Source organism: Lactococcus taiwanensis (assembly GCF_017068355.1).
GTDB lineage: Bacteria > Bacillota > Bacilli > Lactobacillales > Streptococcaceae > Lactococcus > Lactococcus taiwanensis.
In genome coordinates this window covers 122777-144164 of sequence record NZ_CP070872.1, presented here as the reverse complement: position 1 = coordinate 144164, position 21388 = coordinate 122777, and the positions used below count along the sequence as shown (strand labels likewise).

General features: G+C 40.5%; 24 protein-coding genes and 1 riboswitch. Of the genes, 19 read left to right on the top strand and 5 right to left on the bottom strand.

Annotation, left to right across the window (positions count from 1 at the left end):
• Positions 1-8: 8 nt before the first annotated feature.
• Complete coding sequence (locus JW886_RS00740; RefSeq protein ID WP_205872058.1) at positions 9-455, bottom strand: Hsp20/alpha crystallin family protein; 447 nt, start codon at positions 453-455, stop codon at positions 9-11.
• A gap of 265 nt (positions 456-720) precedes the next feature.
• Here JW886_RS00740 and JW886_RS00735 point away from each other — a divergent pair, with 265 nt between their 5' ends.
• The 9 genes from JW886_RS00735 to glnA all read left to right on the top strand — a co-directional run bounded on the left by JW886_RS00735 (position 721) and on the right by glnA (position 10835).
• Positions 721-1122: a YlbF family regulator gene (locus JW886_RS00735; protein WP_241003776.1), complete on the top strand. Its 402-nt coding sequence runs from the start codon at positions 721-723 to the stop codon at positions 1120-1122.
• Between the two features lie 91 nt (positions 1123-1213).
• A complete protein-coding gene (gene mutS / locus JW886_RS00730; RefSeq protein WP_205872057.1) occupies positions 1214-3736 on the top strand; it encodes a DNA mismatch repair protein MutS in 2523 nt (840 codons plus the stop codon).
• A gap of 118 nt (positions 3737-3854) precedes the next feature.
• A complete protein-coding gene (locus JW886_RS09815; protein ID WP_075525994.1) occupies positions 3855-4616 on the top strand; it encodes a hypothetical protein in 762 nt (253 codons plus the stop codon).
• A gap of 80 nt (positions 4617-4696) precedes the next feature.
• Positions 4697-6604, top strand: a complete 1908-nt coding sequence (gene mutL / locus JW886_RS00720) for a DNA mismatch repair endonuclease MutL (protein ID WP_205872056.1) — start codon at positions 4697-4699, stop codon at positions 6602-6604.
• Positions 6605-6675: 71 nt separating this feature from the next.
• A complete protein-coding gene (gene ruvA / locus JW886_RS00715) occupies positions 6676-7269 on the top strand; it encodes a Holliday junction branch migration protein RuvA (RefSeq protein ID WP_200407755.1) in 594 nt (197 codons plus the stop codon).
• A gap of 72 nt (positions 7270-7341) precedes the next feature.
• Positions 7342-8343, top strand: a complete 1002-nt coding sequence (ruvB, locus tag JW886_RS00710; protein ID WP_205872055.1) for a Holliday junction branch migration DNA helicase RuvB — start codon at positions 7342-7344, stop codon at positions 8341-8343.
• A gap of 135 nt (positions 8344-8478) precedes the next feature.
• Positions 8479-8916 (top strand): low molecular weight protein-tyrosine-phosphatase, encoded by a 438-nt coding sequence (locus JW886_RS00705; RefSeq protein ID WP_205872054.1) that lies wholly within the window; start codon positions 8479-8481, stop codon positions 8914-8916.
• A gap of 99 nt (positions 8917-9015) precedes the next feature.
• On the top strand, positions 9016-9381 hold the full coding sequence (locus JW886_RS00700) for a MerR family transcriptional regulator (RefSeq protein ID WP_200407752.1): 366 nt from the start codon (positions 9016-9018) through the stop codon (positions 9379-9381).
• A 113-nt stretch (positions 9382-9494) separates the two neighbouring features.
• Positions 9495-10835, top strand: coding sequence for a type I glutamate--ammonia ligase (gene glnA / locus JW886_RS00695; protein ID WP_200407751.1), 1341 nt, complete (start codon positions 9495-9497; stop codon positions 10833-10835).
• Between the two features lie 58 nt (positions 10836-10893).
• Here glnA and JW886_RS00690 read toward each other — a convergent pair whose 3' ends face one another.
• Positions 10894-11094 (bottom strand): hypothetical protein, encoded by a 201-nt coding sequence (locus JW886_RS00690; protein ID WP_205872053.1) that lies wholly within the window; start codon positions 11092-11094, stop codon positions 10894-10896.
• A gap of 212 nt (positions 11095-11306) precedes the next feature.
• Here JW886_RS00690 and JW886_RS00685 point away from each other — a divergent pair, with 212 nt between their 5' ends.
• The gene (locus JW886_RS00685) at positions 11307-11744 is read left to right on the top strand and encodes a hypothetical protein (RefSeq protein WP_075525987.1); all 438 of its coding nucleotides are present in this window, start codon (positions 11307-11309) and stop codon (positions 11742-11744) included.
• Between the two features lie 30 nt (positions 11745-11774).
• Here JW886_RS00685 and JW886_RS00680 read toward each other — a convergent pair whose 3' ends face one another.
• Positions 11775-12044: a chorismate mutase gene (locus JW886_RS00680; RefSeq protein WP_200407750.1), complete on the bottom strand. Its 270-nt coding sequence runs from the start codon at positions 12042-12044 to the stop codon at positions 11775-11777.
• 223 nt (positions 12045-12267) lie between these two features.
• On the opposite strand from JW886_RS00680, the gene JW886_RS00675 reads away from it, so the two are divergent.
• From JW886_RS00675 to JW886_RS00660, 4 genes are all read left to right on the top strand, one after another.
• Positions 12268-12756, top strand: coding sequence for a GAF domain-containing protein (locus JW886_RS00675; protein ID WP_075525985.1), 489 nt, complete (start codon positions 12268-12270; stop codon positions 12754-12756).
• A 59-nt stretch (positions 12757-12815) separates the two neighbouring features.
• Entirely contained in the window at positions 12816-13457 is a 642-nt protein-coding gene (locus tag JW886_RS00670; protein WP_075525984.1) for a phosphotransferase, read from the top strand.
• 80 nt (positions 13458-13537) lie between these two features.
• Positions 13538-15169: a DNA polymerase III subunit gamma/tau gene (gene dnaX, locus JW886_RS00665; RefSeq protein ID WP_205872052.1), complete on the top strand. Its 1632-nt coding sequence runs from the start codon at positions 13538-13540 to the stop codon at positions 15167-15169.
• 270 nt (positions 15170-15439) lie between these two features.
• A complete protein-coding gene (locus JW886_RS00660; protein ID WP_205872051.1) occupies positions 15440-15856 on the top strand; it encodes a hypothetical protein in 417 nt (138 codons plus the stop codon).
• Positions 15857-15890: 34 nt separating this feature from the next.
• Here JW886_RS00660 and JW886_RS00655 read toward each other — a convergent pair whose 3' ends face one another.
• On the bottom strand, positions 15891-17351 hold the full coding sequence (locus JW886_RS00655; RefSeq protein ID WP_200407745.1) for an amino acid permease: 1461 nt from the start codon (positions 17349-17351) through the stop codon (positions 15891-15893).
• A 149-nt stretch (positions 17352-17500) separates the two neighbouring features.
• Positions 17501-17681: riboswitch (Lysine riboswitch) on the bottom strand.
• Between the two features lie 186 nt (positions 17682-17867).
• Between JW886_RS00655 and JW886_RS00650 the strand changes: the two genes are divergently transcribed.
• From JW886_RS00650 to JW886_RS00630, 5 genes are all read left to right on the top strand, one after another.
• Positions 17868-18722: an undecaprenyl-diphosphate phosphatase gene (locus JW886_RS00650; RefSeq protein ID WP_075525980.1), complete on the top strand. Its 855-nt coding sequence runs from the start codon at positions 17868-17870 to the stop codon at positions 18720-18722.
• A gap of 235 nt (positions 18723-18957) precedes the next feature.
• Positions 18958-19251 carry a 30S ribosomal protein S6 gene (gene rpsF / locus JW886_RS00645; protein ID WP_075525979.1) on the top strand — a complete coding sequence of 98 codons (294 nt, stop codon included), beginning with the start codon at positions 18958-18960 and terminating at the stop codon, positions 19249-19251.
• Positions 19252-19275: 24 nt separating this feature from the next.
• Entirely contained in the window at positions 19276-19773 is a 498-nt protein-coding gene (locus tag JW886_RS00640; RefSeq protein ID WP_075525978.1) for a single-stranded DNA-binding protein, read from the top strand.
• A 43-nt stretch (positions 19774-19816) separates the two neighbouring features.
• On the top strand, positions 19817-20062 hold the full coding sequence (rpsR, locus tag JW886_RS00635) for a 30S ribosomal protein S18 (protein WP_075525977.1): 246 nt from the start codon (positions 19817-19819) through the stop codon (positions 20060-20062).
• Between the two features lie 158 nt (positions 20063-20220).
• On the top strand, positions 20221-21006 hold the full coding sequence (locus JW886_RS00630) for a metallophosphoesterase (RefSeq protein ID WP_205872050.1): 786 nt from the start codon (positions 20221-20223) through the stop codon (positions 21004-21006).
• 60 nt (positions 21007-21066) lie between these two features.
• On the opposite strand, the gene JW886_RS00625 is transcribed toward JW886_RS00630, so the two are convergent.
• Entirely contained in the window at positions 21067-21375 is a 309-nt protein-coding gene (locus JW886_RS00625; protein ID WP_075525975.1) for a DUF960 domain-containing protein, read from the bottom strand.
• Between the last annotated feature and the right edge of the window lie 13 nt (positions 21376-21388).

Genomic DNA, 21388 nt, shown 5'->3' with positions numbered 1-21388 from the left:
AGACGTCATCATTGAATCTCAATCCGATGCGTGCTTTGTGTGGAGGACGATTTTGGTAAGTTGAGCGTCAGGACACCACCGTCATACTTGGCTGTGATGTGATCGCGCTCAACATTTGGCAAATGGTAAGAACGACTATAAGAGCCATAGTAGCGTTCGCTGTGGATGATTTCACCATCCTCATTCTTTTCTTCATTGGCTTTTTCTTGTTTACCAGATACACTCAGTATACCGTTCTCGTATTCTATCGCAATATTTTCTTTCTTTAAGCCAGGCAAATCAATTTTGACGCTGTAAGCCGTATCTGATTCGGAAACATCTGTTTTCATCGTCATTTGACGGTTAGAAGCAGGAAAACTAAAGCCATTTTTGAAGAAATTTCGACCGAAATGATTAAAGAAATCATCTCCAAAATCCATCCAATTGTTTTGATTGTTCATCAAATCGTTTGACATTGTAATACCTCCTCTAATAATAAAGATGGGAGTTCTACCGCCAAAAAAGCAGTACGATTAGTGTTTTGTTGGGGTGAAACTCCAGTTATCCTTTGGGTTATCTCTTAACCCTACACTTCTATTATAGTCAGTATTGGTCAAACTTTCAAGAAAAAAGCTCAAAAATTAGCACTTCAATACAGAGAGTGCTAATTCCTTTATCGTAAGGCTACTGATGGATTGGTCAAAAAATGTTATAATTAAGCGGAGAAGTCATGAGGATTTAATGATGAATAGTAAAAAAGAGGTAAAGCCATCGTCAGAGCTGACGGATATTAAGCAGGAATATGACCGTCAGGTAGAGCGTCTGGTCCATAAAATAAAAACGTTAGACTATGTTCAGGACTTTCAAAAAGCAGAAACCCATTTGATGGCTGAGAAGGAACTTTTTGAAACCCAAGAAGAAATGAAACAATTACAAAAAGAGGCTACCCTCTACCAAAAAATAGGAAAAAGTCAGGCTTATAAAGAGACTGCTCAGGCGGCACAAAAGCTGGAAAAAAAAATTAAACATCATCCTATCGTGGAAGATTATGCGATGAAATTGGAAAATGTTAATGATTTAGTTCAGTATGTAACCGGTCAAATTGAGGAAAAAGTGAATAGTCTTTTAAAAACGGATGAGTAAAGTGCTTACTGACCAGCCTGTCAGTAATAAAAACTTATAAAGCAATTACTGACCACTTGGTCAGTGAAAAATAACGAGAAAAGAGAGAGAAATGGCTGAGAAAATATCACCAGGAATGCAACAGTACTTGGATATCAAAAAAGATTATCCAGATGCTTTTTTGCTCTTTCGGATGGGCGATTTTTATGAACTTTTCTATGAGGATGCAGTTAATGCCGCGCAAATCTTAGAGCTGACGCTGACCTCTCGCAATAAGAATTCTGCACAGCCCATACCAATGGCAGGCGTCCCTCATCACGCCGCAACTGAATACATCGATAAACTCGTTAATTTGGGTTACAAAGTAGCAGTTGCGGAGCAAATGGAGGACCCTAAAAAAGCGGTAGGAATCGTGAAACGTGCTGTGACACAGGTCATCACACCTGGTACAACGATTGATCATGCGAATGCTGTGGACAATAATTTCCTAGTTGCTATTGAGCAGCAAGAACAGCGTTTTGCCCTGTCATATATGGATTTGTCCACAGGCGAATTTAAGGTAACGGTCTTGCAAGATTTTTCTGCAGTAGTGGGCGAAATTGCCTCACTCAAAGCGCGTGAAGTGGTCATCGGATTTTTATTAGATGAGTCCCAGAAAAAGATTTTGGATAAGCAAATGAATTTGCTGCTCTCGGAGCAACTTGACCTACCTGAAACACTCCAGATGGAGCATGGGGACCTCTCTGCCATTGAAGAACAGGTAGCTTTGAAGCTGTTAGCTTACGTCAAGCGTACACAAATGAGAGACTTGAGCCATTTACAAGAGGTTGAGCATTACGAGATTAAAGACTTTTTGCAGATGGATTTTGCCACTAAAACTTCTCTGGAGTTGACAGTGAATAAACGAGAAAATAAAAAGCATGGCACGCTCTATTGGTTATTAGATGAGACGAAGACGGCCATGGGAACCAGAATGTTACGCACATGGATTGAGCGCCCTTTGATTTCTGAAGTAGCCATAGCTAAACGGATGGCAATCGTACAGCTCTTTTTGGATCATTTCTTTGAACGTTCCGATTTGATTGAAGCACTAAAAGGGGTCTATGATTTAGAACGTTTAGCTTCGCGTGTATCATTTGGGAAAGCTCTCCCCGTTGATTTTTTACAGCTTGCACATTCGTTATCAAATGTTCCTGCAATAAAAAATATCTTGGAGTTGCTACCGCAAGAACAGATGAAGCAACTTATAGAACGTTTAGATGCCCTTCCAGAGCTTGCGGATTTAATCCATCAGTCAATCAGTGAAGAAGCTTCTCGAACCATTACCGAGGGTGGTATCATTAAAACGGGTTATAATCCTCAATTAGATAAATACCGGGAAGCCTTAGAAAATGGCACCTCTTGGATTGCTCAGTTAGAGGCTACTGAAAAAGCACGTACGGGGATTTCCACTTTACGGATTGATTATAATCGCAAAGATGGCTATTATTTTCACATTACTCAGAGCCAACTGGATAGCGTACCTGAGCATTTTTTCCGTAAAGCAACGCTTAAAAATTCTGAGCGCTTCGGCTCACAAGAGTTAACGGAAATCGAAGAAATTATGTTAGAAGCTCGGGAGAAATCTAGCATACTTGAATACGAACTTTTTATGAGTGTAAGGGATCAAACGGAGCAGTATATCTCGAGGCTCCAAGCTTTAGCTAAGACCATTGCTGAAATAGATTGCCTACAAAGTCTCGCCGTCGTTGCTGAAAAGCAAGGCTATGTCCGGCCTGTTCTCACTGAAAATTCTAGGCACGTTGAGATAAAAGCTGGCCGTCACGCTGTCGTTGAAGCGGTCATGGGTGCTCAAGAATATGTGCCAAATGACATCGCACTACCAGAACAAACGGATATTCAATTGATCACAGGGCCTAATATGTCTGGGAAGTCAACTTATATGCGTCAATTTGCTTTAACGGTCATCATGGCTCAAATTGGTTCTTTTGTGCCTGCCGAAAGTGCGGCTCTTCCTATTTTTGATGCCATCTTCACTCGTATCGGCGCAAGTGATAATTTGATTTCCGGTGAGTCAACATTTATGGTCGAAATGTCAGAGGCCAATCATGCGATTCAGAAGGCGACAAGTCGAAGCTTGATTATTTTTGATGAATTGGGGCGCGGAACGGCAACCTATGATGGGATGGCCCTCGCCCAAGCAATTATCGAGTATGTGCATGAGCATATTGGGGCAAAAACGCTTTTTGCAACACATTACCATGAACTCACAGAACTGGATCAAACCTTGGAACATCTGGATAATGTCCACGTCGCCACCTTGGAACAAAATGGTAATGTTACCTTCTTGCATAAAATTACAGAAGGGCCAGCTGATAAATCTTATGGGATTCATGTTGCTAAAATTGCAGGGCTTCCTAGTGATTTGCTTGAGCGTGCCGATTTAATTCTCCAAAAATTGGAAAATAAACCTTTACCTGCAAAAAAAGTAGAAGCGCAAGAGGAACAACTTAGCCTTTTTGACATCGATGAAAATTATTCGGAAATCATCGATAAACTTAAAGACCTGAATGTAGATAATATGACCGCACGGGAGGCTCTAAACTTCTTATGGGAGTTAAAGGATGCTTTGTGAGGGGAGATTGCACGTATAATTTTGAAATCCCAGCTTGAATTGTTAAAATAAGGAGAGAAAAAGGTTATAATAAGCATAAAGCCCACGTTTCACTGCAGAGCACCTAAGGAGGTACAGTATGGAAAAAGAAAACCCACAGCACCCTGATAACACACCTAAAGAGCCAGAAGTAGGTCCTGAAATGCCAGTTCCAGAGCCAACGCTCGTTCCGTCCCCAGAAGCCCCAGAAGTTAGCCCTGAGCCAGAGATTCCTCATCCCAAACCTGAACCGGCTCCAGGTCCGGAGGTGCCCCAACCCCAGACAATCCCCGAGGTACCGAACCCCCAACCAGAAATCATGCCTGACCGACCTGTAACGACCCAGCCTGAAACTGTGGACCCATTCATTTCGCAGAAGCAAAGTGAAGAGCGAGGAACTTCACAACAAGATACTGCCACTACTCAAGCAGTTCCTTATGCGGATCTGCCCAATTCTTCAGCATTCGCAAATACAGGCATTAAACCTAAGTGGAACTGGGGTGCTTTCTCTTTTACCATGTGGTTTGGGATTGCGAATCGGGCCTATCTTGGTTTGCTGATTCTTATCGGTCTGATTCCTTGGATTGGTTGGATTTTTGCTATTGTTTGGATGATTGTGTATGGCTTTAATGGAGAAAAATGGGCACTTGAGAACAGAAGCAATCACTACCGTGATGAAGAAGAATTTCGGAAAATTATGGATGGTTGGAACCGTGCAGGTTTAATTGCTTTCATCGTTGGGATTGCTGCCTTGCTTTTAGTGATTCTTCTCTTTTCTGTTATAGCGATGGTCCTTTTCAATAACATGCATTTTATTGAAGATCAATTTAATCAAAATTACAATAGCTTTAGCAACTATTGAGTAAAAAATCAAAAGCGGGACGACCGCTTTTTGTGTTATAATTAGTATTAATTTTCATGTAGGAAGAGAGCGAGGATTTTGTGGGAAAAATTGTAGAACTAAATGAAGCACTCGCCAACCAAATCGCGGCTGGTGAGGTTGTAGAACGTCCAGCCAGTGTGGTCAAAGAATTAGTAGAAAATTCAATTGATGCTGGTAGCACCAAAATCATTGTGAGCATTGAAGAAGCAGGGCTCAAAAAGATTGAGGTAACAGATAACGGATCGGGTTTGGAAAAAGAGGACGTAGCATTGGCTTTACGTCGTCACGCCACTAGTAAAATTAAAACAGCGTCGGACTTATTTCGGATACGGACGCTTGGTTTCCGAGGAGAGGCACTTCCGTCCATCGCTTCGGTCAGCCTGCTAACCCTAGAAACCAGTAATGCTAAGGAAAATTCGGGAACGAAGTTGTTTGCTAAGGGAGGTGTAATTGAAAGTATTGAACCTCTTGCTCAAAGAGTTGGTACAAAAATTGTAGTGGCAGATCTTTTTTATAATACACCTGCACGCCTTAAATACATTAAATCACTTCAAGCAGAATTGTCTCATATCACTGATATCCTCAACCGTTTGAGTTTGGCACATCCTGAGATTTCCTTTACTTTGATTAATGAAGGACGTGAATATTTAAAAACTGCCGGAAACGGAGATTTACGCCAAGTAATTGCCTCCATCTATGGTATAGCCACAGCCAAAAAAATGAGGCAGATTCAGGGAGAAGACTTGGATTTTGAGCTAACGGGATATGTGAGCCTACCAGAGTTAAGCCGAGCCAATCGCAATTATATTACTCTCCTGATTAATGGTCGTTTTATAAAAAACTTCTTATTGAATCGAGCAATTTTAGAAGGCTATGGCAATCGCTTAATGGTGGGACGCTTTCCGATTGCTGTTTTGTCCATTCAAATTGATCCTCATCTGGCTGACGTGAATGTTCATCCGACGAAGCAGGAAGTTCGTTTGTCTAAAGAGCGTGAATTGATGCGATTGATCACAGGGGCAATTGATACCGCACTTTCGCAAGGTGTGCTTATCCCTGAAGCTCTAGAGAATTTGCAAGGGCAGAAAAAACAAACTCCAAGCTCATCAGCGATTCAAACGGAACTTCCTTTACAGAATGCGCCACTTCATTATGATAAGATTCGGCAGGATTTCTATGTGAATGAGGAAGCTACCTTTGTTGCTAAGCCAAAAGTTGACACCAATCTCACTGACCAAGTGGTCAGTCCTTCTTTATCAGTCGATCAAGGGTCCGATGCGTTAGCAAAGGAGGAGGAAAGCAATGAACAAGCGGCGTCGGTTGCCGCTTCACAAAGCAGCGCTCAATTTCCTCAGCTCGATTATTTGGCGCAACTTCATGCGACCTATCTGCTTTGTCAAGCCCCTGAAGGGCTCTATCTTGTCGATCAGCATGCAGCTCAAGAACGCATAAAGTATGAGTATTGGCGCGATAAGATTGGAGAGGTTAGCATGGAGCAACAAGTCTTGCTCGCCCCCTACCTCTTTACTTTACCTAAAAATGAATTTTTACTCGTTGATGAACACAAGGCTATTTTGCACGAAGCAGGGATTTATTTAGAAACTTATGGGGAACAACAATTTATTCTCCGGGAACACCCGGTCTGGCTAAAAGAAAACGAGCTGGAAGAAACGATTAATGAAATGATGGCAATTCTCATCTCTCACCAGGATTTTTCGTTGAAGAAGTACCGGCACGATCTTGCAGCAATGGTGGCTTGTAAAAGTTCAATTAAGGCCAATCATCCGTTAGATGCCGTGTCAGCCCGTGCTTTATTAAGTGACTTGGCAAAGTGTCAAAATCCGTACAGTTGCGCCCACGGCCGCCCTACCATCGTCCACTTTTCAACAGACGATGTTCAAAAAATGTTTCGGCGTATTCAGGAAACGCATCGCTCCAAAGCTGCAAGCTGGAAAGATTTTGAGTAAGTGTCCCTCAAAAAGTTAATGACAGAGCTGTCAGTAACTTTTAATATTAAAATAAATGAGAAAAATAAAATATGTTTGAATATCTAAATGGAAAACTCGTTAAAATCTCCCCCACTAATATTGTAGTGGATTTGGGAGGAGTTGGCTACCTTGTTAGCGTGGCTAATCCCTATGCTTGGTCAAGTTTATTGCAGACCGAAGTCAAGATTTTTGTTCATCAGGTGATTAGAGAAGATGCACATACGCTGTATGGTTTTGTCAACGAAGCTGAAAAGTTGCTTTTTTTGCGCCTGATTAGCGTATCGGGTATTGGACCAAAGTCTGCCCTCGCCATTATTGCGGCAAGTGATAATGAAGGGTTGATAAACGCAATAGATAATAGCGACATCAAGTATCTGACAAAATTCCCGGGAGTCGGTAAAAAGACGGCAATGCAAATGGTCCTCGATTTAGCTGGTAAATTTGAAGCCAATGAGGCCGTGGGACTCTCTTTGCTTGATAACGATTCTACAGGTAATCTGGCACTTGAAGAGGCAATGGAAGCCTTACAAGCGCTTGGTTACAAGGTAACCGAATTGAAGAAGATTGAGAAGAAACTCGCTCAAGAAGGCGTCATGACCAGCGAAGCTTATATCAAAGCGGCTTTGAAATTAATGATGAAGTAATAAGTTCTTATTGTTGTTTTTCATAAGCTTTTTATCGCCTTTGTCAGAATAACTTGCTATAATAAACATAAGATGAATGATATTTTAAATAAGGAACCAATGGAGGATGAGGCTGGGTTGGAGAAATCTCTTCGCCCTCAGTACTTCAATCAATATATTGGTCAAAATAAAGTTAAAGAACAGCTAGAAATTTTTATCAAAGCAGCTAAAATGAGAGAAGAGGTGCTGGATCATGTCTTGCTCTTTGGTCCTCCTGGTTTAGGGAAGACGACGATGGCTTTTGTTATTGCCAATGAGCTGGGGGTTAACATCAAGCAAACGGCTGGACCAGCGATTGAAAAGCCAGGTGATTTGGTAGCAATTTTGAATGAATTGGAACCAGGAGATGTTCTTTTTATTGATGAAATCCACCGCATGCCTATGCAAGTTGAGGAAATCTTATATAGTGCTATGGAAGACTTTTACATTGATATTATGCTAGGCTCAGGAGATGGGTCGCGCTCGGTCCACTTGGAGCTTCCGCCCTTCACTTTAGTCGGGGCAACTACAAGGGCAGGTATGCTTTCTAATCCTTTGCGTGCACGCTTTGGAATATCAGCCCATATGGAATACTATCAAGAAGAAGATTTGGAAGAAATCGTTAAGCGTACAGCAGATATTTTTGAAGTCGAAGTGGTTGAAGGGGCGGCCTTGGAGATTGCGTTAAGGAGTCGTGGCACCCCGCGTATCGCCAATCGCCTGTTGAAGAGGGTCCGTGACTTTGCTCAAATCATGGGGGATGGTCGTGTCGATAAAGCCATCACCGATAAGGCTTTGACAATACTTGATGTAGACAGTGCTGGGCTTGATTATATCGACCAGAAAATTTTGAAAACCATGATTGAGATGTATCATGGGGGGCCAGTCGGTTTAGGCACTCTAGCGGTTAATATTGCTGAGGATCGTGAAACTGTAGAAGATATGTATGAGCCCTACTTGATACAAAAGGGATTTTTGATGCGTACAAAACAAGGACGTCAGGCAACAAGAAGAGCTTATGAGCATTTGGGTTATCCCTATCAAGATGAAAAATGAAATTAAATCACTGACCAAGCTGTCAGTGATTTTTACTTTGCCTTTCAGAAGGGTTCTGTATTCTTAAAAGAAATAAGGTATAATAGAAGGTAAGACACACTTGCGTGGGTGAATAAGAAGAACAAAGGAGAGTGTATGGAAAAAATTGTTTTTGTCTGTCTGGGAAATATTTGTCGAAGTCCAATGGCAGAGTTTGTTATGAAAAATGAACTAACAAAAGCAGGCCTTCAAACAAAGTATCATATCGAAAGTCGTGCCACTTCCTCTTGGGAACATGGTAATCCGATCCATTCCGGCACGCAACTTCTCTTAAAGCAAGAAAAGATTCCATTTGATAAGAAAAAAACAAGTCAAAAGATAAGTTTGGAAGATTTTTCAGCATTTGACCAGATTATTGCGATGGATCACTCTAACGTTCAAGATTTGAAAAAAATGGCTCCAGCTGACTTGCAATATAAAATTAAAATGTTGCTCGAAGAAGATGTACCTGATCCTTGGTATACTGGAGATTTTGAAGAAACTTACCGCTTGGTCAGTAAAGGCTGTCAGAAAATTTTGGCTAAAAAAGAATGAAAATTCTGTATAAATGATGCTGATGTGAGATAATCTCACATTAACCCTTGACATTGTGCAAAACAAGGTCTATAATGAAAAACATGGAGGCGATACTTAGTGAAAGAACGTGAATTAAGACGCTCTATGGCAGTTCTTCCGATTGGGACTGTCATGAAACTCACTGATTTAAGTGCACGGCAGATTCGATATTATGAAGAGCAAGAATTGATTTTTCCAGAGCGCAACGACGGTAATCGTCGGATGTACTCACTTAATGACATTGATGCTCTCTTTGATATCGCAGATTTATTGCATGAAGGCAATAATATTGCAGATATTAAAGAAATCTATGCCAAGAGAGATGCGAAAAAAGGTCAAACGCTCTCAATTAGCGAAGTTCACCATGCACTTGAACGCGAATTTGCCCAACAAGGGCGATTTGGTACGCCTGATCCGACTCATTTTACCCAGCCCCGCATGTAAAGGAGGGTAACAACTGCGTCAACTTTCTTTACAGGGCATTGCAAAACGAGAAGGTCTTCAAGCTTTACAGGAAGCTTGGGAGATCCGACTTCACCCCATAGGAGAACACACTAATGGTAATCACAGCAGCAGACATTCGTCGTGACGTTAAAGAAAAAGACATCAAATTTTTACGCTTGATGTTTACTGATATCTTGGGAACGCTCAAAAATGTAGAAGTTCCAGCGACAGATGAGCAATTGGACAAATTGTTTGAAAATAAAATGATGTTTGATGGTTCATCGATCGAAGGCTTTGTGCGCATCAATGAATCAGATATGTACCTTTATCCAGATCTTGACACTTGGATAGTATTTCCTTGGGGGGATGAATATGGCAAGGTTGCCGGTGTAATTTGTGATGTTTACACTGCTGAAGGAGAACCATTTGCAGGTGACCCACGTGGTGTTTTGAAACGTAATTTGAAAGCAATGGAAAAATTAGGCTTTAAAAACTTTAATCTTGGACCTGAGCCTGAGTTCTTCCTTTTCAAACTTAACGAAAATGATGAACCTACACTTGAAGTGAATGATAAAGGTGGTTATTTTGACCTTGCACCAACCGACCTTGCTGGAAACACAAGACGTGAAATCGTCAACGTGTTGACAGACCTTGGTTTTGAAGTGGAAGCTTCTCACCACGAAGTAGCAATCGGACAACATGAAATTGATTTTAAATATACTAATGCTTTGAAGGCATGTGATAATATTCAAATTTTTAAACTTGTTGTTAAAACAATTGCGCGTAAACATGGTTTACATGCAACGTTTATGGCAAAACCCGTTCACGGAATCAACGGTTCTGGGATGCACTGTAACATGTCTTTATTTACAGAAGATGGTGCCAATGCCTTTGCGGATCCAACAGGTGATATGGGACTTTCAGATGTTGCCCATAGCTTTATTGCCGGTCTCTTGAAACATGCTTATAACTTTACAGCCATTACAAACCCAACTGTTAACTCATATAAACGTTTGGTTCCTGGTTATGAAGCACCCGTTTATGTCGCTTGGGCTGGACGTAACCGATCACCTTTGATTCGCGTACCTGCTTCACGTGGTTTGTCAACTCGCGTTGAACTTCGTGCGGTTGACCCAACAGCAAATCCATACCTTGCCTTGGCTGTTCTATTAGCAGCTGGTCTTGACGGTGTTGAGAATAAAATGGAAGCGCCAGAAGCTATTGAGTCAAATATTTATGTGATGACAGAAGAAGAACGTAAAGCACACGGCATTACTGATTTACCTTCAACATTGCACAATGCGGTAAAGGCCTTGCGCGAAGATGAGATTGTCACAGAAGCGCTAGGCGAACATGTTTTGGTTAATTTTGTTGAAGCAAAACGTATCGAATGGGCAAGCTATGCACAATTTGTATCGCAGTGGGAAATCGATAATTACTTAGAACTCTACTAATATAAAATTAAAAAGCACAAACAGGAGTAGCCTGTTTGTGCTTTTTTAACTTTCTTTTTTACTCGATCTCACTAATCGTCAAGACGTTAAAAGCTGACTTACCATCTTCAGACATTAAAAAGCCTTTTTGATCAGCGACATAATCAATAGCTTCTTGGAAACTACCAAATTCTTTTACTGCCGAAAGGTTCTTAACGGCTCCCACATAATTGTTAACAGGTTCTTCATAAGAAGCAATTCCTTTAAATTTAAATTTCATAGGACTTATCCTTTCATTTTCTTCTAATTTCATTATAACAAAGCAGAAATATATTGTGAAATTATACGCTCTTGAGAGAAATGTCGTCAAAAAAAGCCAGATTCTTTGAAAAAAAAGCTCTGGCAGTGTAAACTTAAGGGAGAAGAGAAAAAGAAGAAAGGAAGCCGAATCGACGCTTTTATGACCGAAGGGTTTGATTTGCAAAAATAAGAATGGATTTAAATGAGCTAAAAGAATCATTAAAAACGTTAGAACCAGGTGAAATTGCAACTGTAGCCATGATTGACCGTGGGGCTTATGCTGAAATGCAAGATGCTGTCTCTGGGGGTTCAAAAATGGCGACCGGCATTTTTAAAGACTTAGCGGCAGAACTAAAGGCAGAGGATGAAGACTTAACAGTAGTAGGTCGTGTAGATATTGATGTGGCACTCACGCAAGAGGATATTGATGCTTCTCTTGAACAGATGTCGGCTCCTTATCATATTATCTTTCTAGAGTGTTTGTATCTGGGCACAACAGAGATTAAAAGTTTCCTCTATACGTTAAAGGAAAACAACCTACTGGCTTCTAGTAAGGTGGTTTTACTCGATCTGCCTCAGTTAGAATATATGATGTTGAAAGATAGTTTGACTGATGAATTCAACTTATAAAAAGTTACTGACCAATCGGTCAGTAACTTTTTATTTAAGGCGAGCTTTACTCTGGTATTCGCGAGAGTTTTTCATAATATCTTGGTAGGTTTGTAAAATCGTTTCCTGATAAGCGGGAGTTTTAATGGCCTGTTGAGCCCGATTTAAAACTTCCTGTTCACGAGTGGAGTCAAGAATATTATGACCCTGAGCCTCTTTTACTTCACTGATTTTTTGGACAATCGTCATTCTTTTTTCTAGGAGTTGGATAATATCTTGATCAACTTGGTCGATTTGGTTTCGAAGTTCTTCTAAATTCATGTGTTTTATTATAACAAAATACTTGAGTTGTAGGTAGCTCTAACTCCAGGTTTAGACTCAAAAAATTTGTCAGACGACTGCCGAGGCATTCACCAGTTTTTTTAATGACCACTTTTAAAAAATCTATCAAAAAAATAAAAGAAAAATGTTATAATTGGTTTACTGTTGCCAGAGTTTTTATCTAGAAAAGGCACGAAGCTAACGAAGAAAAGAAGTGAATATAATGAATAAAGAAGAAAAAATAGAAGGTTACGAAATGCTTAATTTGCAACTCAAGGGACTATTGAGCGAGCAAAATTATACAATTTCTAACTTGGCCAATGCGAGCAGTTTGCTCTGGAACTTTTTGCCAAAACAGGTTTACACGGGCTTTTACCTCTACAATGGTGAAAAGTTGATTTTAGGTCCCTTTCAAGGCTCAGTCTCCTGCGTTGAGATTGAATTAGGAAAAGGGGTGTGTGGTGAAGCAGCAGAAAATCGCGAGACGGTAATTGTTGATAATGTCAAAACCCATAAAAATTATATTTCGTGTGATGGACGAGCCATGTCTGAAATCGTGGTTCCTCTTGTTAAAAATGGACATTTAATGGGTGTTTTGGACTTAGATAGCTCAGAAATTGGTGCTTATGATGCGATAGATCAAAAATATCTTGAAGAATTCAGTCGTATTTTATGTGAATGTACAGATTTTGAATTTTTCCCTGTTGGTTGATAAAATAGTTCAAAAGACTGTGAAAAGGATGTAAATTTGAAGAGGCTAAGGAGAGAAAAATGAGTAAAGTAGTTGAAAAATTTATTGCTGATAAGTTTGGAAGTCAGGGTGGAGCAAAGGTCACACCTGCTAATCTTGGAGAACCGCGTGAGTTTGCACGTGAACTTGGCAATTTTTTATATCAGCTTCATCGCTTACCACTTGAGACAGCCCCAGCCCCAAGCTTTGAGAATGCTTTTGCAGGACAAGATTTGATTTTCTTTGAAGCGGAATTTACAGAACTCCTCACCCAGTATCAAAAAATTGTTCCAGCAGAACTTCTTCAAGAACAATTCACACGAGCGGCCAAAACAAAATGGCAGAAAAAACCAGTCTGGGTCTTGGGGCGCTTTTGGCCAGAAAATCTTAGTGTGACAGATGGGAAGCTTACTGGTGTAAAAGCTACTGATCAAGCGGTCAGTGGTGATCCTGCTTGTGATTTGGCCATCGCTTGGACACTTTTTGACGAAAAAGCGCGTAAAATCTTTTTCAGTGCTGCTGACACGGATACGCAAACCATTGATCGTGCAAGAATGTTTGCCTTACGAACAGCCCTGAAAAATTATCAATCACAGGATATTGATCTTTTGATTCAGTCTCGCGATGCTTCAACTGAAATATTGAAAGATTTAAATTATACCATCGCTCAAGATATGTATTAATAAAAAATTTTGCTGACCGAGCTGTCAGCTCTTTTGAGTTAAAAAAGATTTAAGCATACCACCCAAAATAGAAGGAAAATATGGCATACCAAGCACTTTATCGAAAATATAGAAGTCAAAGGTTTGATGAGATGGTCGGACAGGAAGTTGTTGCGACTACACTGAAGAATGCAATCATTAATCATCAGATTTCGCACGCCTATCTCTTTAGTGGACCCCGTGGAACGGGTAAGACTTCTGCGGCAAAAATCTTTGCCAAAGCAATCAATTGTCCAAATCAAGTGGATGGAGAACCTTGTAATAACTGTTTTATTTGTGAGGCGATCACAAAAGGGACCCTTGATGATGTAATTGAATTAGATGCTGCTTCAAATAATGGAGTAGATGAAATACGGGAAATACGGGATAAGTCTACTTATGCCGCCAGTCAGGCAACTTATAAGGTTTACATTATCGACGAGGTACATATGTTGTCTACTGGAGCCTTTAACGCTTTGTTAAAGACCTTGGAAGAACCGACAGAAAATGTTGTCTTTGTTCTTGCAACCACAGAGTTACAAAAAATACCTGCCACCATCATTTCGCGGGTGCAACGCTTTGCCTTTAAGTCGATTACCACTGCGGCGATTCGTGATTATTTAGCAAAAATTTTGGCAGACGAACAAGTTGAATTTGAACCCAAAGCACTTGAAGTATTAGCAAAGTCTGCCGAAGGTGGGATGCGCGATGCCCTCTCTCTTTTGGACCAAGCCCTCTCTTTTTCAGCAGGTAAACTTGAGGAGCAAGACGCTTTACTAGTGACAGGATCTATTGCAGAAGAAGCTTTAGTCAACTATGTTCAAGCTCTCTCAGAAAATGATGAAACAGCTGCATTGGAGGAACTATCCAAGAGCTTTTCTGAAGGAAAAAATATGCTTCGGTTTACCGAGGACTTGCTCGCTTATTTTAGGGATTTGCTTTTGGCGGATCAATCCACACTTTCTGTGTCACGTCAGCAGATTTTTAGCTGGATTGACATTGCGATTGAAAGTTTAAAAACAATCAAAGAAACAACTCAAGCAAAAATTGCTGCAGATGTGATGACCATGCGTTTGGCAGAAAAAACAGCTGCGACGGAAAATGCTGTCGAATCTTCTCAATTGAGTCTAGAAGTGGCTGAGTTGAAAGTGGAAATTAACCAGCTTAAAGCGCGCTTAGGAGAAGGTAACCTACCTTCTTCAATGCCTTCATCACCTGATCGTCCGACGCCTTCAACTGTTCCTAAAAAATCAGGACCTAATAGAGATTTGATCTATAAAGCCTTAGCAGAAGCAACGAATGAGGCGCGTAAAGCTGTACTTGCAGCCTGGCCAGAGCTTGTTGCTTCTATCAGTAAACCGGCAGAGCGAGCCTTACTTAATAACACCGCTCCTGTGGCAGCATCTGATCATTTTGTAGTTGTGACCTTCCCGCATGAAAACTTAGCTAAACGGGTAAGTGAAAATACTGATTTGCAACTCTTTTGTGGAAAGCTCTTAAGTTCTATCGTTGGTTTTTCTCCTGAAATCATTGCCCTCGCTGAGCAAGAATGGCAAGAAGTCCGGGCAGAATATGTCGCAAACCTCAAATCCGAAAAGACAGAACCCTTAGAGGAGGAACAACCTTCAAAGGACGAAGGGCTAGATCTTGCAAAATCACTTTTTGGTGAGAAAGTCATTGAAATTAATGATTAATATTTGTTATAACAGCAATAAAAATGCAATTTTAGGATTGTGTTTTTATTTTTTAGTGCTATAATAACGTTAAAGAAAACGCTTTTTCTTCGGTGCTTTCTAGTAAAAGAGGGCTGCTGAAGCAGTAAGCCAATTGGCTAATAATTTTTCAAAAAGTGAAAAGATTTTTTAGGGTTTTGTATTTTCTTAGCGGCTTCTCTACTTTTATAATTTAACCCTGTTGGTGGCTATTGCGTGATAGGATTTTGTGACATCAGAGAGGAGAAGGCGATGAAAGCAAAACTTGGTAACACGGAGATTGATTATTGGCAAATCAGTTTAACTCAACCGTCAAAGGAAACCTGGGTCTTGGAAGCTTTTCAAAAAAAGCAACTTTCTTGGAGTGGACAATTTGCACTCACCCTTAAAGAAAAGCAACAGCTACAAAAGCAAGGGATGGGAAAGACAGGTCCTGCGCAGCAGGGAGAATTTGCTCAAGAAGTTGAAAGCCTTGAGTGGACGGGACTTTACATTTCCCTCAATAAAATGGGCAATGCCTATCCTGAAAGTATTCTGCTAATAGTTAATCAATTCCGAATTCCCGCTTTTGGACATCTTGGAGAATATCTGGTGCGGACGTCGACAGGTGCACTTGAAGTTTATTCTGAGAAGAAATTTAAGCGCGATTTAACGAAAATATCGAAATAAAAAGACCACTCGTTTGAGTGGTCTTTTTATTTTTTTAATCTTTGTGGCGACTCAAATCAACTTCTTTTAGTGGAATGAGTTTTGTTTTATTTTTAATTTTATAGCCAAAGTATAAGATAAAGAATAGAGGAATCGCTGCATACATGACAACTCCTTGAACCCATGTTGAACCAAAGAGTAACATCGGGTCTTGCCCAAGCGTGACTAAAATAGTCATCAATAAAGCTAAGAGAGGGCCAAATGGGAACAATTTAGCGTGGTAAGGGAGGGCTTTCGTATCTTTTCCTTGAGCAACATAAGCGCGCCGGAAACGGAAATGACTGATTGCAATACCGATCCAAGCGATGAAACCTGTTAACCCTGAGGCAGATACGAGGAAAGTAAAGAAGCTCACACCATAAATAGAAGTTAAGAAAGTCAATAGAGCCACAGCCGTCGTAGCCAACAAAGCGATAAAGGGAATTCCGTTTTTAGAAGTTTTGGAAAAGATTTTTGGAGCCCCTCCATCTTTTGCAAGGGAGTAAAGCATCCGTGTAGAAGCATACATCCCAGAGTTGGCTGCCGATACTACAGAGGTTAAAACAACCGCATTCATTACACTGGCAGCGATAGAAAGTCCCACCCGTTCAAAAACAATGGTGAAGGGGCTTTGGGCAGCAGAGTCTCCTCCGACTAAATGTGGGTCAGTAAAAGGTATAATAGCTGCCATGACAAAAATAGACAAGATATAAAAAACAAGGATACGCCAGAAGATAGAATTCATGGCTTTAGGAATTGATTTTTCGGGATTTTCGGCTTCACCAGCTGTGATTCCGAGCAACTCAGTACCTTGGAAAGAGAACCCAGCTACTAGCAAGACGCCAAGAATCCCTCCACCAGTCGTAAAGCTTCCTAAACCTCCGACAAAACCATGATTTCCTACGGAAAGATTTTTGGCAACGTCAATATGGCCGCCCATAATATTAAAAATTGATAAGAAACCAATAATCAAGAAGAGTACAACTACCGTGATTTTGATTGCTGACAGCCAGTACTCCGTCTCACCGAAAGTTTTTACCGACAAAGCGTTAATAGAAAAGACAACTACTAAAGCGATAAGAGAGAAAATCCAACTTGGAACGTCAGGTAACCAGAATTTCATACAAAGAGCTACGGCGGTGAGGTCTACTGCAACAGTAATCGCCCAATTAAGCCAATAGTTCCACCCTAGAGCAAAACCAAAAGCGGGATCCACATAGCGCGTTCCATAATCAGAAAAAGAACCTGATGTAGGAAGGTAAGTTGCCATTTCTCCTAGTGAAGTCATCAAAAAGTAAACCATGGCTCCGATAAGGATGTAAGCTGTAAGGGCGCCGAAAGGTCCAGCGGTATGAATGACATCTCCAGAAGTCAAAAATAAGCCTGTTCCGATTGTCCCGCCTAGGGCAATCATTGAAACGTGTCGTGATTTTAAGCCGCGTTGTACGTGCGACTCATTGTTTGAAGAATTTTCCAAAATTCTCTCCCTAATAAAATTTATTCTACATCGAGGTGTTTATTATCTTCTGAGTTGCTCCTGTTAAGTTCAGCTCACTTTTTAGATAAAAACAAAAAAAGCAATCTTCTAGTAGATTGCTAAACGTACGAAAAAATTTTGAAATTTTCTGAACGAATAGCCCCCCGCTATGGTCAGTGACCATGTGCGACAGTCTAGTGAGTATTCCTCACTAGCCCAAAGATTTTGCTGAGCAACAAAACCTCTTCGGCAACCTCTCCTCTTTCTATGTGTCTTTGTTGTGCTCCAACTCGGCATAGATTCTTATCGGTTGCGACCTCTATCGATGTGTTACGTGTAATTTTAGCGTATTTTATAGAGGTTGTCAAGAATAAGAAGATGAAAGCTTTGTAAGCACTTGCCCTTCTTAGGTTTTGTTCGCCTTTTTTTATGGTATACTTATGAAGTAAGTCTGTTCAAGAAAAATTTGAACAGCAAAATATTCAGTGTTTCACTGAGCAATTCTAGGAGCAAAATATGGATTTTATTCGTGCAATAATTTTAGGGATTATTGAAGGGATTACAGAATGGTTACCTATTTCATCGACGGGACATTTAATAATTGCAGACGAGTTCATTCGATTGAATCAATCTGCAGCTTTCAAGGAAATGTTTGATGTGGTGATTCAACTCGGAGCAATTTTGTCTGTTGTAGTTTTATACTTTCATAAACTTAATCCTTTTAATCAACTTAATCCGAAAGATAAACAAAAAACACCACGTGAGATACAGTTGACTTGGCGTTTGTGGTTGAAAGTTTTAATTGCTGCGTTACCAGCAGCCATCATTGGCTTGCCTTTGAATGACTGGCTTGATGCACATTTTTACCACTTTGTCCCCGTGGCGTTCATGCTGATTATTTATGGGGTGGCGTTTATCGTGATTGAGCGACGCTGGGTGCCGAACCATCAGTTCTCAGTCGTTAATATTGATCGGTTACCTTATAAATTTGCCTTGTACATTGGTCTTTTTCAAGTGCTTTCTCTTTTACCAGGAACTTCCCGTTCTGGTGCTACGATTGTAGGGGCTTTATTAATTGGGGTCAGTCGAGCAGTGGCTGCCGAATTTACTTTCTTTTTAGGTATTCCTGTCATGTTTGGTGCCAGCTTTGTAAAAATTGTCGGCTTCATCAAGGGAGGAAATGTTCTTACCTTCGAGCAATTTGGCGTTTTATTGGTTGCCTGTGTGGTAGCCTTTGGTGTTTCGATGGTTGCTATTAAGTTCTTGATGGATTATGTGAAAAAACATGATTTCACTTTCTTTGGTAAATACCGGATTGTATTGGGTGTGATATTGCTGATTTATGCAGGCCTCAAAGCTTTGTTGGGTTAAGATAAAGAAGTTTACCGATCCTATGGAGCGGTATTTTTGAATGAAAAGTTAGACTAAAAAAAGCTGAATGAAAGTCCGACAATCAGCATGACGCATTAAATGTTACTGACCACTCTGTCAGTAAAAATTTGCTTGCAAAATGATCGAAGTTTTGCTATAATAGCTTTCTGTGGGAAAAACTCACAACTTACGCGGGCCTCAACCTGCGTCATTAGTCCAAAAGGAGGAAAAATCAATGACTAAATACGAAATTCTTTATATTATTCGTCCAAACATTGATGAAGAAGCAAAAGCTGCCCTCGTTGAACGTTTCGATACTATCTTGACTGACAACGGTGCTGTAAATCTTGAGTCTAAAGACTGGGAAAAACGCAAACTTGCTTACGAAATCAATGATTTCCGCGAAGGTCTCTACCACATCGCAACTTTTGAAGCTGAAACAACTTCAGAAGCGTTGAGCGAATTTGACCGTCTTGCTAAGATCAATCTTGACATTCTTCGTCATATGATCGTTAAAGTTGAAGCTTAATTAGCTTTATAGGAGAAGTTCATCATGATTAACAATGTAGTATTAGTGGGACGCATTACACGCGATCCTGAACTTCGTTATACCCCACAAAATCAAGCTGTTGCTACTTTCTCATTGGCGGTTAATCGTCAATTTAAGAACGCAAATGGCGAACGTGAGGCTGATTTTATTAACTGTGTGATCTGGCGCCAACAAGCTGAAAATTTAGCAAATTGGGCTAAAAAAGGAGCATTGATCGGAGTAACTGGTCGTATCCAAACGCGCAATTATGAAAATCAACAAGGCCAACGGGTTTATGTGACGGAAGTTGTGGCTGATAGTTTCCAAATGTTGGAAAGTCGTTCGGCTCGTGAAGGTATGGGCGGTGGAACTTCTACTGGTTCATATTCTGCACCAAGCCAATCTACAACTAATTCTCGACCACAAACGAATAATAATACCGCTACTCCGAATTTCGGACGTGATGCTGATCCATTTGGTGGCTCACCAATGGAAATTTCGGATGATGATCTTCCATTCTAGTCTTTAACAGGACATCTTAAAAAATAATATAAGGAGAAATAAAATGGCACAACAACGTCGTGGCGGCTTCAAACGCCGTAAAAAAGTTGACTTCATCGCTGCTAACAAAATCGAAGTCGTTGACTACAAAGATACTGAACTTTTGAAACGTTTTATCTCAGAACGTGGAAAAATCTTGCCACGTCGCGTGACTGGTACTTCAGCTAAAAACCAACGTAAAGTGGTTACAGCTATCAAACGCGCGCGCGTAATGGCTTTGCTTCCATTCGTAGCTTCTGACGAAAACTAATACATTTAAAAAAGACTGCAAAAGCAGTCTTTTTTGTTAGCTTTTACTGACGTTATCGTCAGTAAAAATCAGTAAAAAAGGTGCAGCTGACAGGGCGGTCAGAGTACTTTTTGAGAGTTACTATTTTTTTGTGGCATAAAATATGGTAGAATGGACAAATGATTGGATTGATAATCGGAGCGTTAGGTCTGATGTTACTGGGTTATGGTGTTTTTGTGGAGCCGCATTTAATGCAGGTGCGTCACATCAAGATAGCTGAGCAACAAAAGTTGACCATTGCTCATTTTACGGATACACATTTTACCTGGCATACCAGTGCTCGGCGTTTTAAAAAATTTGCAGAAGATATCGCTAAGCGACAACCAGATATGATTATTTTCTCGGGTGATTTGTTTGATAAGGTCACTTGGGCTCGTCACAAAAACTGGGAGAACTTACTGACCATGTTATCAGCGCTCACAGCTCCTTTAGGTAAGTTTGCGGTGCTTGGAAATCATGATTTTGATGAAGAAAAGTCTTCTCTATTTGTAGAAGAACTCTTAACTAAGGCAGGTTTTATAGTGCTTAAAAATGAGAGTATTGTACGTGAGGTTGATCAAAAGAAAATTGCAATTGCAGGGGTTGATGATTGGCGCGAGGGACAACCTGATTTTCAACTGGCACCTCTTGATGCTGACTTTTCAATTTTAGCTTTACATGAACCTGATACTGTTTTAGAAATGCAGACGGTTGAGCAATTTGATTTGATTTTATCAGGGCATAGCCATGGCGGACAGATTCGGCTGGGAAACTGGCGGTTGCGCAATAAAGGTTCTAGCAGTGCTGATAGTGGTCTTTATCCCTTAAACGCTCGAACAAAACTCTATGTAAATTGCGGGATTGGATTGACCTTTTTACCGATTCGTTTTGGAGTAAAGCCTGAGATTGTATATTATGAACTTTAAAAAAGCCAGTTGCTACTCACTGGCTTTTTTTGAGTGTTTCTTAGTAAATTTAAATCCTTCTTACATTTCTCGGGCCGTCATAATGGTTTCTCGTCCCATGTTGTCTACTGCACGGAACTCCCTTGGCCAAGAGGGATTAAAAGGATAATCGAAATCAATCAAGAGTGTCGTTGGGCTATTTTCCTGTGAAAAGCGGATGGATAAAAGCCCTTGGGAATTGAGTAAATCAAAATGAATCACGTTTTCCATAGGGAAAACACCTTTAAGGTGATGGTCGATGATGTACCAAAATGCATCAATGACTTCACCTGGAATAGAAGAAACAGTATCAAAACTTGCATAACGACGTCTAGTGTTAGAAAATGCCAAAATATCACATCCT